The sequence below is a fragment of the Maricaulis maris genome (genome assembly GCF_036322705.1).
Taxonomy (GTDB): Bacteria; Pseudomonadota; Alphaproteobacteria; order Caulobacterales; family Maricaulaceae; genus Maricaulis; species Maricaulis maris_B.
Genome location: NZ_AP027270.1, coordinates 1,173,713 through 1,187,094, shown reverse-complemented (window position 1 = coordinate 1,187,094; position 13,382 = coordinate 1,173,713). Strand labels below are relative to the sequence as shown.

Below are 13,382 nucleotides of genomic sequence, written 5' to 3'. Positions count from 1 at the left end.
GCGTTGCGATGCGACCTAGTCCCCCATGGGACGAGCTGTCGCATCCTCGCCGCCACCGAGCAGGAAGACATAAGCCGCGAGCGCATCGATGGTGGCTTCATCCAGGCGTGATTCCCAGGCAGGCATCACGCCATAGGGTCCACGATTGATGGTGGCCATGATCTGGTCACGCGTGCCGCCGTAAAGCCAGTCCTGATCGACCAGGCTGGGCGCACCCTGGGCCCGGTCACCGGTGCCGGCCGGGGTATGACAGCTCGCGCACTGGGCCTGGTAGATCGCCTCGCCGCGGGTGATCGCCGCAGCATCACCGGCCTGGCCTGACAGCGACAGGACATAATCGGTCACATCCCCGATCTGGGCCCGCGTCAACAATTCATCGCGACCGAAGGCCGGCATTTGCGAGAAGCGGGTGTCGGGGTGTTCCGAGCGGATGCCCACCCGCAGCGTGGTGCGGATATCGTCATAGGACCCGCCCCACAGCCAGATATCGTCATTCAGGTTTGGATAGCCGATGAAGCCCTGTGCGCCGGCGCCGTGGCAGGTCGAGCAATTGGCGCCGAAGGACGCCTCGCCGGCCGCCCGGACGAAGCCGAGCAACTGGGGATCGCTCTCGATCTCGGCGATCGAGGCCCCTTCCAGGGCCGCAAAGCCATCCGCGCGCTGGGCCGCCAGTTCGTCGAGGGCGGCAGCGACATTGGCGCGTTCTGAGTGATTGCGCAGACCGCGGGTGTGGTCGCTCTCCCCGGCCAGGCCCGGCAAGGCCGGCCAGGCCGGCATGAAGACCCAGTAGACGACTGCCCAGGCGATACAGGCGTAGAAGATGTACAGCCACCAGCGCGGCAAGGGCGTATCGAGCTCCTTGATGCCGTCCCATTCATGGCCGGTGGTCTCGGTGCCCGAATGGGCGTCGGTTTCGCGGTTGTGATCATGCTCGGACATGGGTCTCGTCCTCAGTCTCGGCGGCAGCCGCCGGCTTGTCATCGTCAAGGAGGGGCGCACTGGCCGCGGCATCGAACCGGGCCTGGTTGCGCGGCCACAGGGCATAGACCAGCGCTGCGCCGAACAGCGCCACGAAGATCAGCAGGCCCCAGGTCTGGGCGAAGGTTGAGAGTATCGCGTACATCGCCCTACCTCAGATTCTCGTCGGCTTCGGCCTCATAGGTGGAGAAGTCCACCATGGTGCCGAGGACCTGGAGATAGGCGATGAGCGCGTCGAGCTCGGTCACCTGGTCCGGATTGCCGTCGAAGTCCCGCATCACGGCGTCAGGATACCGTTCCTGGAAGCCGTCATAGTCCTCGGCAAAGGGATCGGTCTGGGTCGTCACATCGGACACCGCCGCCGCGAGCATCTCGTCGCTATAGGGCACACCGACACGCCGCAGGGCGCGCAAATTGGCCTCGACATTGGTGAAGGCCAGCTCCGAGGTCTCCAGGAAGGGATAGGCCGGCATCACCGATTCCGGCACCACGGCCTGGGGCCGGCGCAGGTGATCGCGATGCCACTCGTCCGAATAGCGCCCCCCGACCCGGGCCAGATCCGGCCCGGTCCGTTTCGAGCCCCACTGGAAGGGGTGGTCATACATGCTCTCGGCCGCCAGCGAGTAGTGGCCATAACGCTCCACCTCGTCGCGCAGCGGGCGGATCATCTGCGAGTGACAATTATAACAGCCCTCGCGGATATAGATGTCCCGTCCCAGCTGCTCGAGCGGGGTGTAGGGCCGCATCCCCTCGACTTCCTCGATGGTTGAGTCGAGGTAGAAGAGCGGGGCGATCTCGACGATGCCGCCAATCGAGACGGTGACCAGAACGCCGACCGTGAGGATGAGCGAGTTCTTTTCGAAGAGCGATTTGTGCAGATCGCTCCAGCGGGTTTTGTTCCCTGACATTGCGACCTCCTATTGCGCCGGTTCGAGAGCGGGCTGGTCGACAACATTCTCGTCGTCCTCGACCGCATCACCGCGAACCGTGCGGTAGACATTGTAGACCATGATCAGGGCACCCACGAGGTAGAGTACGCCACCGACAGCCCGGATGATGTAGGGGACATGCATCGCCTCCACGGTCTCCACGAAGGAGTATTCCAAGAAGCCGAGCGCGTCGTAGGTCCGCCACCACAGGCCTTGCAGGATGCCTGCGGTCCACATCGAGGTGATGTAGAGCAGGATGCCGATGGTCGCGATCCAGAAGTGCCAGTCGACCAGGGCCTTGGAGTACATGCCCTTGCGCTTCCACAGCCAGGGAACCAAGCAATAGAGGGCGCCGAAGGAGACGAAGCCGACCCAGCCGAGCGCACCGGAGTGCACGTGGCCAATGGTCCAGTCGGTATAGTGGGACAGGGCGTTGACGGCGCGGATCGACATCACCGGGCCTTCGAAGGTCGACATGCCGTAGAAGGCGACAGACATCACCAGCATGCGCACGACCGGATCGGTCCGCAGCTTGTCCCAGGCGCCCGACAGCGTCATCAGACCGTTGATCATCCCGCCCCAGGACGGCATCCACAGCATGATCGAGAAGGTCATGCCCAGCGTCTGCGCCCATTCCGGCAGCGCCGTGTAGTGCAGGTGGTGGGGACCGGCCCAGATGTAGATGAAGATCAGCGACCAGAAGTGGATGATCGACAGGCGGTAGGAATAGACCGGCCGGTTCACCCGCTTGGGGATGAAGTAGTACATGATGCCGAGGAAGCCGGCGGTCAGGAAGAAGCCGACCGCGTTATGGCCGTACCACCACTGGGTCAGTGCATCCTGCACCCCGGCAAAGGCCGAGTAGGAGCGCGAACCCAGCCAGGAGACCGGCATCGACAGATTGTTGATCACGTGCAGGACGGCAATCGTGACGATAAAAGCGAGGTAGAACCAGTTCGCCACATAGATATGTGGTTCCTTGCGCTTCCACAGCGTACCAAGGAAGACGAGCAGATAAACCACCCAGACCAGGGTCAGCCAGATATCCGCATACCATTCCGGCTCGGCGTATTCCTTGCCTTGCGTGATCCCGATCAGATAGCCCGAGGCGGCGATCAGGATGAAGAACTGATAGCCCCAGAACACGAACCACGGCCAGATGCCGCCCGCGATACGGGTCCGGCAAGTACGCTGGACGACATAGAAGGACGTCGCGATCAGCACATTGCCGCCGAAAGCGAAGATCACCGCCGAGGTATGCAGCGGCCGCAAGCGACCGAAATTCGTAAAGCCGAAATCTTCGAGGTTAAGCACCGGGAAGGCGAGCTGAAAAGCGATCACAACGCCGACCAGCAGACCGGCCACACCCCAGAATAGCGAGGCGATTACCCCAGCTTTGATGAGGTTTTCATTGTATTCGCGCTCATCGGTGATGACCCCGCCGCCGGCGATTGCGCCGACCAGCAGGATGATGCCGGTGAGGAAGCCGCCGAGGATCAGCCACGACTGACCCTTCATGGCGGCGTCAGGTGCATAGGCCGCTGCAAACAGCGCCCACATGGCACCCAGAACGGTGATGAGAAGAACGATGGCTGTAGAGGGGTCGGAACCGGCCCGTTTCAGCCCTTGAGCGGATATCATGTGCGCCCCCGGCTTGGCTTTGTATGTCGGGTGTAGCGCAGTTCCCCACAAAATATCTATGGCAATTTGTCGCGCGCAGCGGCTCGACTCATCGCCACACCCAGAAGTCGAGGCTAACACGACAAATTGTCGCGGCGAAACCACCCATCCGGCCCCACCCTCCGGAAATCACGGAGGGATCGACGCTTGATCCGGGCCGGGAACCCGTCAACTCTGGTTCCAACAGGTCGCCAAGACGACCGCCAACGGGAGATATCGATGAGCTGGGCCCTGTCCATTGACCGCAAGACCATCACAGACGTGACCATTGTCGAGGAGGCCAAACGGCCGCTGGAGGCCGGCGAGATTCGTCTGGCCATCAACAGTTTCGCGCTGACCGCCAACAACATCACCTATGCCGCCTTCGGCGATGCCATGCGCTACTGGGATTTCTTCCCGGGGGCCGATGGTCGTTGCCGCCTGCCGGTCTGGGGCTTTGCTGACATTGCCGAGAGCCGCGTCGACGATCTGCCGGTTGGCGAGCGGGTCTACGGCTATTTCCCGGCCGCGTCCGAGCTGATCACCCGTCCGGGCAGGATCACGCCGGGTGGTTTTGTCGATACCAGCGCCCACCGTGCCGAGCTGCCACCGGCCTACAACGCCTATGTGCGCTGTGCTACCGACCCGGGCTACACCTCCGGCGGCGAGGCCGCCCAGATGGTGCTGCAACCGCTTTTCATCACCGCCTGGCTGCTCGACTTCTTCCTGCGCGACCCGGCCAATGGCTTCACCGAGGCGCCGGTCATCCTGACCAGTGCCTCGAGCAAGACCGCCATCGCCCTCGCCTTCGCGCTGCGTCAGGGTGGCGGCCGTCACGCCATCGGGCTGACTTCGTCTGGCAATGCGGACTTCGTGTCGGGCCTGGGCCTCTATGACTCGGTCACCGCTTATGACGCGATCGATCAGCTGGCCCCGTCCGGGCCGGCCGTGATCGTCGACTTCGCCGGCGATTCTCGCGTCAATCGCAGCCTGCACGAGCATCTGGCGGGCAAGCTGGTCGGCAATATCCGGGTCGGTGGCGCCCATTGGGACCAGTCCGCGCCACCGCGCGACCTGCCGCCACCCAAGCCGCAATTCTTCTTCGCTCCGGACGCCGCCCGCACCCTGATTAAGAGCTGGGGCCCGGAGACGTTCGACCAGCGCTACAAGGCCGCCTGGCGGACTTTCGCCGAGGCCGCGTCGAACTATTTCGATTTCCGCACGGTCGAGGGCAGCGCCGGTGCGCTGGCCACCTATCGCGCCCTGCTTGACGGCAAGGCCGCACCGCGCGACGGGGTCAGCGTCAAGGTCTGATACCTGTCCATTCGCCTGAAGCCCGGACCGGTCAGAGGATGCTCTGGCCGGTCTTTTTCCAATCGCTCATGAAAGCCTCGAGGCCCTTGTCAGTCAGCGAATGCTTGACCAGGTTCTTCAACACGGACGGCGGGACGGTCGCGACGTCGGCCCCGAGCAGGGCGCATTGCTGGACATGGTCGGCCGAGCGGATCGAGGCGGCCAGAATCTGTGTGTCGAACAGGTAGTTATCGAAAATGGTGCGCAGGTTGGCGATCAGCTCCATGCCGTCGACGCCGAGATCATCGAGACGGCCGATGAAGGGCGAGACATAGGTCGCTCCGGCCTTGGCCGCCAGAAGCCCCTGATTGGCCGAGAAGCACAGCGTCACATTGGTCTGGATATTCTCTGCGGTCAGCGCCTGGCAGGCTTTCAGCCCCTCAAAGGTCAGCGGCAGCTTGACCACGACATTGTCGGCCAGCTTCGCCAGTGTCTTGCCCTCGGCAATCATCGCCGGAGCTTCCAGCGCCGTTACTTCAGCACTGACAGGTCCATCAACCAGATCACAGATTTCCTTCACCACTTCCAGGAAATCACGACCCGACTTGGCGATCAGCGAGGGGTTGGTGGTGACGCCATCCACGAGGCCGGCCTCGGCCAGTTCGGCAATCTCGGACGTCTCGGCGGTATCGACAAAGAATTTCATGATGCGCTCCTCGCTGGCGGTCGGTTCGGACGGACTAGGTTACCGGTAACCACCGGATCTTACATTTCAAAGCCTGTTGGGCAGGCGAAATCAATATCCTGCCAGCTCGACCCGGAAACCGGCCGCCTGCAACGCCGCCTGGATCTGGTCCATATGAGCCGCATCCTGCGCCTCCAGCGAGATATCAATATAGGTCACCTTGGCCGGCAGGTCCGAGAAGGTTTTGTGATAGGCGACATCGGTCACATTCCCCTCGGCGCGGGAGATGAGGTCGGAGACGGCCGAGAGCTGTCCCGGCACATCGACCAGCTCGATCCTGAAACGCGCCAGCCGGTGAGACCGGGCCAGATCCCTCAGCAGCAGGGACGATAGCAGCCGGGTGTCCACATTGCCGCCGGAGAGTACCAGGCCGACCTTCTTGCCCGCGAAACGCGCGGGATTGGCCAGTACCGCCGCCAGGCCGACCGCGCCCGCCCCCTCGGGCAGGACCCGCATCTGCGAGATGAAGAGGTTGAGCGCGCGCTCGATCTGGCGCTCATCGACCAGCAGAACCTCATCCAGCAGATCCATCAGGATGTCGCCGGTCAGACCACCCGGCTCGCGCACGGCGATCCCCTCGGCGAGGGTAAACCCGCCAATGGGCCGGTCCTCACCGCGAAACCGGTTGGCAAAGGACGGGAAGAGGTCGGATTGCACCCCGACCAGTTCGATGTCCGGATTGATGCGTCGCGCCGCGAGACCGGCGCCGGCGGCCAGACCGCCGCCACCGACCGGGAAAACCAGCACGTCGAGGTCCGGCTGGTCCTCCAGCATCTCCATCGCCAGCGTCCCCTGCCCGGCCAGGACCACCGGATCATCGAAGGGATGGATGAAGACGGCGCCGGTTGTCTCGGCCTGGGTCAGGGCCAGGGCCTTGGCGGCATCGAAGTCCGCCCCGGCGATCTCGACCTCGGCCCCGAGCGCGCGGGTTGCATGCACTTTCACCATCGGCGTGCCGGTCGGCATGAAGATACGGGCGGTCACGCCCATGGCTGCCGCACTGCGCGCGACGCCCTGCGCGTGGTTTCCCGCCGATGCCGCCACGACACCCCGTCCGCGCTCCTCGAAGCTCAACGCCGCCATCCGGGCATAGGCCCCGCGCTCCTTGAAGGATCCGGTGACCTGCAGGTTCTCAAGCTTCACATGCAGATCGCACCCGGCCGCCTGTGACAGGCCCGGAGCCGCGATCATCGGTGCGCGCAAAATTCCCCCGAAACCGGACGCTCGCAGCCGGTCGACATGAGCGAAAGCCGCCGTCAGGGCGGTCTCCCGCCGGGACGGTTGGGCCTTGAAGTCAGGCGAAGGGGCAGGCAGGGACATGGACAGTCTCCAGAACACCGCACAGAAAAAACCCCGCTCCTGTTGCCGGAAGCGGGGTGAAACTGCACGAAACCGATAAGGGGTCAGGTCGTGGGTGTCATCGCTCCGATCGGCGCTATGACGGTGATAATCGAAAGGGACGAAAGACGGCGCGCGCAAAGCGACGGCGTGACGCATTGCGCCATCCGACCTGCCTGCACGTTTTTACCCGTCAAATGGCGCATAACGCCTCGCTCAAACAATATTCAACCCAAACCATGCGCCTGCCCGAACGGTCTGTCCAGTCCTTAAACGGGAGGCCAAACAATATCAGGCGGCGTCATAAGCCTCCCGAAGCCAGCCAATCACCTCGGCATCGACCGCGCTCACGCTCTCGAGGCGGACACGATGCGTGCACATGGCATTGAAGGAACCGGAGGCCTCCAGCCGCCCGTTCGGGGCAACTCCCTTGAGATTGAGCCCGAGATCGAGGCGGGTCTTTGTCGACGGCTGGACGAGGCCGAACTGCTTTGTGCGGCGCAAGGACACATAGGCCTTCTTGGGCGCAAGCTCGACATCATTTCCGAAGGCTGAAACAGCCGCAATCAGCGCGTCATGGATCGGTCTCAGACCAGCCTTGGGCCCCGCATACTGGGCTTCAACAAGGTCCGGCGACGGTGCCGCGTCCAGCGTGACGCCGCCTCGCGCGGCATGCCCGACCAGATTGGCAAAGCCATGTGTCATGCCATGTTCGGTCTTGAGCAGCTTGATCATCTCGCCATGCTTTTCCAGATCGCTCGCGTTGATGATGGCGACCCATTCATCGAGTGACTTGCCGGTCTTGGCCGGCATATTGGCGATCATGGTCCGCGCCATGTCTTCCGGTGACTGAGCCATGATCAAGCCTCCTCGGTTTCAGAATACGGCTCAAGGCCCGGAGCCCGATCGAGCGGCCAGTGTTCACTCAGCGCCGACTTGGGCGTTATCGGCGCCATCAGGGAAAACATGAACAACATCAGGCGTCCGCCGGTTGTCGCCTTGCCGGTTTCGACCAGAGCCTTGAGGTTCTCACAGATGAATTTGGCGCCCTGGGCCATCTGCTTTTCGGATTTGGAAACCGGATCGATTGCCGCATGCTCGTTGATCAGGGTGAACTCGACCCCGTCATCGACCTCCCTGAGGACATAGCGAACGATCGAGACCGGATCCTCCGATGTCGTAAAGCGGAAGGTGTGGGCGTAGCGGTAAGGCGGTTCGAATTCGATCACACGGCCCATTACCAGCGTGTGCTTGCCGTCCGGCGTACGCATGGCGAAAGCCGCCCCGTCTTTCAGGCCAGGCGTGTCGTACTGGCCGTTGAAGAAAAACGGCATTGGCCGGTCAGTGCGGATCAGCTCCGACCAGACCTGGTCGATCGTCGCCCGGATCAGGACACGATACATCGATGTCCGGATCTCCCCGGGGAGTCTTTTCAAACTTGGCTCATTCATGATGGCTCCCCTTATCCCGAGCACCCTGTCCTGGCTCACCGTCCGCCTCACCGTCACGAGCGCGGCGGCTTTCGGCGAGGCACTTGATATCCAGCATCCGGCCTGACCAAAGGGCGGAATACTCGCTGGTCCAGCGGTCGTGGATCATCTGGATCGGGACGGCATTCATGTAGAGATGCCGGGTCCGACCCCGCTTGTCCGAGATGATGAGACCCGCCTCCTCCAGCACAGTCAGATGGCGCATCACCGCGATCCGGCTGACATCGAAGCGGCTCGCGACCGCACCGACGGAGCACCCCGGCTCGTTGCGGACGATGTCGAGCACCTCCCGCCGTGTCGCGCTGGCGAGCGCCTGAAAAACCGCATCCATCGTGTCCGGAGACATCATATCACCACCATATGTAATAATCTAATTACATATTATGCCAGCAAATGCAAGCAACCATACAACTTGGCACGCACAGCAAAACAACAAATCCATTTTTGATTACCTTTATGACACCCTGCAAAAGGCCCTAGCATGTGCGGGCACACAGGCCGGCGAGGCCCGACCGGCCCACATGACCCGGCCCGGGCTGCCGGTTGAAGTCGGGGCGTAAACGCGCGCCCCTGCCCTTTCGCAATGCAACAAATCGCTTCCATCCCCGCCCCCAAGCGGGTTTCATGATAACGTTACCAGCGCGCGAATGACCACGCGCTCCCGATCGCCACACCGGAGACGCCCCTTGCCCACCGAAAAACTCCTCGTCGCCAATCGCAGCGAAATCGCTATCCGCATCATGCGCGCCGCCACAGAGCTCGGCCTGCGCACGGTTGCGATCTATGCCGAGGAGGACAAGCTGGCCCTGCACCGGTTCAAGGCCGATGAAAGCTATCGGGTCGGCGCAGGCCTGGGGCCGGTGAAGGCCTATCTGGACATCGACGGCATCATCGCCATCGCCAAGAAGTGTGGCGCGACCCTGATCCATCCGGGCTATGGCTTCCTGTCGGAAAACCCGGATTTCGCCGAAGCCTGCGCGGCCGCCGGCCTGACCTTTGTCGGCCCCTCACCTGAAGTCATGAAGTCGCTCGGCAACAAGGTCGCCGCGCGGAACATGGCGGTCGAAGCCGATGTCCCGGTTGTACCGGCAACCGGCCCCCTGCCCGAGGGGTCCGATGACTGGGACAGCATGGCGGAGGCCGTCGGCTATCCGCTCATGCTGAAAGCGAGTTGGGGCGGCGGGGGCCGCGGCATGCGGGTGATCGAGGACGCCAGCCAACTGCATGACCAGGCCAGGGCCGGGCGCCGCGAGGCCGAGGCCGCCTTCGGCAATGGCGAGGTCTATCTGGAGAAGCTGATCCGCAAGGCGCGCCATATCGAGGTCCAGATCCTCGGCGACAGCCATGGCAATCTGGTTCACCTCTTCGAGCGTGACTGCACGGTCCAGCGCCGCAACCAGAAAGTCGTCGAGCGCGCGCCGGCACCGGACATGGATACAGAGACCCGTGCCGCGATCTGCGAGGCGGCGCTTCGCCTGGTGCGCCATGCCGGTTATTGCGGCGCCGGCACGGTTGAATTCCTGCTCGATGCCGAGACCGGGAAATTCTACTTCATCGAGGTCAACCCGCGCGTCCAGGTCGAGCACACCGTGACCGAGGAAGTCACCGGCATCGACATTGTGCGGGCCCAGATCCAGATTGCCCGCGGTGGCCATATCGGGGTCGAAAGCGAGACCGGCGTGCCCGCGCAGGCGGATATCGCCCTGCACGGCCACGCGCTGCAATGCCGGGTCACCACGGAAGACCCCCAGAACAACTTCACGCCGGACTACGGGCGGATTACGGCCTATCGCGGCGCCACCGGTTTCGGGATCCGCCTGGATGGTGGTACCGCCTATTCCGGCGCCGTGATCACACGTTATTTCGACAGCCTGCTGGAGAAGGTCACCGCCTGGGCAGCCACCCCGGAAGAAGCCGTCCGACGGATGGACCGGGCCCTGCGCGAGTTCCGTATCCGTGGCGTCTCGACCAATATCGCCTTCCTCGAAAACGTCATCAACCACCCCGATTTTGTCTCGGGCAACATCACCACGCGCTTTATCGACACGACCGCGTCCCTGTTCGATTTCCCCAAGCGACGCGACCGCGCCACGCGGCTGCTCGCCTTCATTGCCGATGTCTCGGTCAATGGAAATCCGGAAGTCGAAGGCCGGCCGCTTCCCCCGAGCCATGCCGTGACCCCCGTCCCGCCTGCCAGCAGCGGCAAGGCACCCGACGGGACCAAACAACGGCTCGACCAGCTCGGCCCGGAGGGCTTCCGCGACTGGGTGCTGGCCCAGCAGCGGGTCCTGATCACCGACACCACGATGCGGGACGGACACCAGTCCCTTCTGGCGACGCGCATGCGCTCGCACGACATGGTCACCGTGGCGGACGCCTATGCCGAACACCTCTCCCAGCTCTTTTCGGTCGAGTGCTGGGGCGGCGCGACCTTCGATGTCGCGCTGCGCTTCCTGAAGGAAGACAGCTGGGACCGGCTCGCCGACCTGCGCGAGCGCATGCCCAATGTCATGCTCCAGATGCTGCTGCGGGCGTCCAACGCAGTCGGCTACACCAATTACCCCGACAATGCCGTCGATCTCTTCGTCAGGCAGGCGGCCGAGACCGGGATTGATGTCTTCCGCGTCTTCGACAGCCTCAACTGGGCCGAGAACATGAAGGTTGCGATGGAGTCGGTGCTCAAGACCGACCGGCTGTGTGAGGCGGCGATCTGCTATACCGGCGATCTGGGTCATGCCGACCGCCCCAAATACCAGCTCGACTACTATGTCGGCCTGGCCCGCGAGCTGAAGTCGGCGGGTGCCCACATCATCGGCATCAAGGACATGGCCGGCCTGTGCCGCCCGGCCCAGATCCGGACCTTGGTCAAGGCGATCAAGGACGAGACCGGCCTGCCGATCCACTACCACACCCATGATACCTCCGGCATAGCGGCGGCGACGGTCCTGGCCGCCTGCGAAGCCGGGGTCGATGCGGTCGACGCGGCGATGGACAGCTTCTCCGGCCTGACCTCCCAGCCCAATCTCGGCTCGATCATCACCGCCCTTGGCGACACCCCGCGCGATACCGGCATCGACCCGGCGGTGATCCGCCGCTTCTCCGATTACTGGGAAGATGTCCGCACGCAATACGCGGCCTTCGAGCCGGACCTGCGGGCCGGCGCCTCAGAAGTCTATCTGCATGAAATGCCCGGCGGCCAGTTCACCAATCTCAAGGAACAGGCCCGCTCGATGGGCCTGGCCGAGCGCTGGCACGAGGTCGCCAAGATGTACGCCGCGGTCAACATGATGTTCGGCGATATCGTCAAGGTCACCCCGTCCTCCAAGGTGGTCGGCGACATGGCGCTCTACATGGTCTCCTCCGGCCTGACGCCGGAAGACGTGCAGGACCCGAAGACCGAGATCAACTTCCCGCAGAGCGTGATCGGCCTGCTGCGTGGTGACCTCGGCCAGCCGCCCGGTGGCTGGCCGCCGGCGCTGCAAGCCAAGGCACTGAAGGGCGAGAAACCGCGCACCGATCGTCCAGGCAAACATCTTGACCCGGTCGATTTCGACGCGATCCGTGAGACGATCAAGGGCCATGGCGAGCGCCCGGTGAACGAGAATGATGTCTGTTCGGCGGTCATGTATCCCAAGGTCTTCGCCGACTACGAAAACCATCGCCGCGAGTTCGGCCGCGTCGACCGGCTGCCGACGCCGGTTTTCTTCTACGGCATGGAGCCTGGCGGCGAGATTTCGGTCGATATCGACCCCGGCAAGGCGCTCAATATCCGCATGATGGCGATTGGCGAACCCGACGATCATGGCGCGCGCGAAGTCTTCTTCGAGCTCAACGGCCAGCCCCGCGTCGTTCGCGTCAACGACAAGTCCGTGGCCTCGACGGCCTTGGTCAATGAAAAGGCCGACATGGCCAACACCGCGCATATTCCCGCGCCCATGCCGGGCATGATCGCCACCATCGCCGCCAGGGAAGGCGAAACGGTCAAGGCTGGCGAGCTCTTGATGACGCTGGAGGCAATGAAGATGGAGACCTCCATCACCGCCCCCCAGGCCGGCACGGTCAAACGCCTGCCGGTCAGCGCCGGCGCCCAGGTTGATGCCAAGGACCTGCTGGCTGTGGTAGAGTGAGCACGGGTGCGGGCGCCCTTCTTCCCGGGGAGAGGGAACGCATCACGTTGCCTCCGGCGCGTTGCGCGGAGGCCTCCATAAACTCCTTGTCAGCCAGCAGGCGGTATCCGGCTCTTCAGCTCAAGGGTGAGACCACGAAGCGGCCGCTTTGCGGCCCTTGACCTGAAGAACCGGATACGGCGAGGTCTCGGCAAGGGGTCTATGGTGCGGTGTGCGCCTGCGGCCCGTGGGTGAGCGGGATTAATTGTGTCGGTCCCGGCTATTCCGGTTATTCGGTGGCTGTGCTCGAACCTGGCTAGTCCGGACCCGGCTTCACACCGCGAAGGGCAAACGCCAACAGCGCCCCGACCAGGATGAGGTCGATCGCGTTGAAGGCTCCGTCGAGCGCACGCGCCCAGCCCTCGATCAGGTATTGGTATTCGACACTCAGCGACATCGACAGCCAGAGCGCGAAGTCGATGAGCGCGGCAAGAAGGTAGACACCAAGGGCCATCCAGGGCCGCTGACGGAACAAGATCGCCGCGAGCAGATAGCCGGCAACATAGAGGCCCCAAAGCGCGAAGAACGTGTTTGGACGGGCATGAACGAAGGCCGCAAGTGACTCGCCGACCAATCCAAAGCCGGGCATGCCGGCCCTGTAGGCCATGAAGAAGAGAAAGAGGCCGAATGCCCAGCAGGCACGGAACCAGAGCAGGCCGGTTATGACCCTGAGCATCGTCGTCCCTGTCAGAATACGTCGCCTGACCGCCTCTGCCATCCTATCTCACCGCCAATACACTCCCATCCTGCATCAAGGGCAGACACCGATAATGAGCCCTGCGAG

The 13,382-nt window shown here is 63.4% G+C and carries 12 protein-coding genes; 2 read left to right on the top strand and 10 right to left on the bottom strand.

Annotation, left to right across the window (positions count from 1 at the left end):
- Positions 1–15 precede the first annotated feature (15 nt).
- Genes ccoP through ccoN form a run of 4 tightly spaced genes read right to left on the bottom strand, consistent with a single transcriptional unit; the run spans position 16 to position 3,548 of the window.
- The gene (gene ccoP, locus AAA969_RS05465; protein ID WP_338244421.1) at positions 16–939 is read right to left on the bottom strand and encodes a cytochrome-c oxidase, cbb3-type subunit III; all 924 of its coding nucleotides are present in this window, start codon (positions 937–939) and stop codon (positions 16–18) included.
- Entirely contained in the window at positions 926–1,123 is a 198-nt protein-coding gene (locus AAA969_RS05460) for a cbb3-type cytochrome c oxidase subunit 3 (protein WP_338244419.1), read from the bottom strand. The genes ccoP and AAA969_RS05460 overlap by 14 nt, the downstream gene beginning before the upstream one ends.
- A 4-nt stretch (positions 1,124–1,127) precedes the next feature.
- Complete coding sequence (gene ccoO / locus AAA969_RS05455) at positions 1,128–1,886, bottom strand: cytochrome-c oxidase, cbb3-type subunit II (protein ID WP_338244417.1); 759 nt, start codon at positions 1,884–1,886, stop codon at positions 1,128–1,130.
- Positions 1,887–1,895: 9 nt separating this feature from the next.
- Complete coding sequence (ccoN, locus tag AAA969_RS05450) at positions 1,896–3,548, bottom strand: cytochrome-c oxidase, cbb3-type subunit I (RefSeq protein ID WP_338244414.1); 1,653 nt, start codon at positions 3,546–3,548, stop codon at positions 1,896–1,898.
- Between the two features lie 258 nt (positions 3,549–3,806).
- On the opposite strand from ccoN, the gene AAA969_RS05445 reads away from it, so the two are divergent.
- On the top strand, positions 3,807–4,880 hold the full coding sequence (locus AAA969_RS05445) for a DUF2855 family protein (RefSeq protein WP_338244412.1): 1,074 nt from the start codon (positions 3,807–3,809) through the stop codon (positions 4,878–4,880).
- A gap of 31 nt (positions 4,881–4,911) precedes the next feature.
- On the opposite strand, the gene fsa is transcribed toward AAA969_RS05445, so the two are convergent.
- The 5 genes from fsa to AAA969_RS05420 form a co-directional block, all read right to left on the bottom strand.
- Complete coding sequence (fsa, locus tag AAA969_RS05440) at positions 4,912–5,565, bottom strand: fructose-6-phosphate aldolase (protein WP_338244410.1); 654 nt, start codon at positions 5,563–5,565, stop codon at positions 4,912–4,914.
- A gap of 90 nt (positions 5,566–5,655) precedes the next feature.
- Positions 5,656–6,924: a threonine ammonia-lyase gene (locus tag AAA969_RS05435; RefSeq protein ID WP_338244408.1), complete on the bottom strand. Its 1,269-nt coding sequence runs from the start codon at positions 6,922–6,924 to the stop codon at positions 5,656–5,658.
- Between the two features lie 309 nt (positions 6,925–7,233).
- A complete protein-coding gene (locus tag AAA969_RS05430; RefSeq protein ID WP_338244406.1) occupies positions 7,234–7,800 on the bottom strand; it encodes a DUF4287 domain-containing protein in 567 nt (188 codons plus the stop codon).
- 2 nt (positions 7,801–7,802) lie between these two features.
- On the bottom strand, positions 7,803–8,345 hold the full coding sequence (locus AAA969_RS05425; RefSeq protein WP_338244404.1) for an SRPBCC domain-containing protein: 543 nt from the start codon (positions 8,343–8,345) through the stop codon (positions 7,803–7,805).
- 40 nt (positions 8,346–8,385) lie between these two features.
- A complete protein-coding gene (locus AAA969_RS05420) occupies positions 8,386–8,781 on the bottom strand; it encodes an ArsR/SmtB family transcription factor (protein WP_338244402.1) in 396 nt (131 codons plus the stop codon).
- Positions 8,782–9,118: 337 nt separating this feature from the next.
- On the opposite strand from AAA969_RS05420, the gene AAA969_RS05415 reads away from it, so the two are divergent.
- Positions 9,119–12,559, top strand: coding sequence for a pyruvate carboxylase (locus AAA969_RS05415; protein WP_338244400.1), 3,441 nt, complete (start codon positions 9,119–9,121; stop codon positions 12,557–12,559).
- A 295-nt stretch (positions 12,560–12,854) separates the two neighbouring features.
- On the opposite strand, the gene AAA969_RS05410 is transcribed toward AAA969_RS05415, so the two are convergent.
- The gene (locus AAA969_RS05410; RefSeq protein ID WP_338244397.1) at positions 12,855–13,274 is read right to left on the bottom strand and encodes a hypothetical protein; all 420 of its coding nucleotides are present in this window, start codon (positions 13,272–13,274) and stop codon (positions 12,855–12,857) included.
- Between the last annotated feature and the right edge of the window lie 108 nt (positions 13,275–13,382).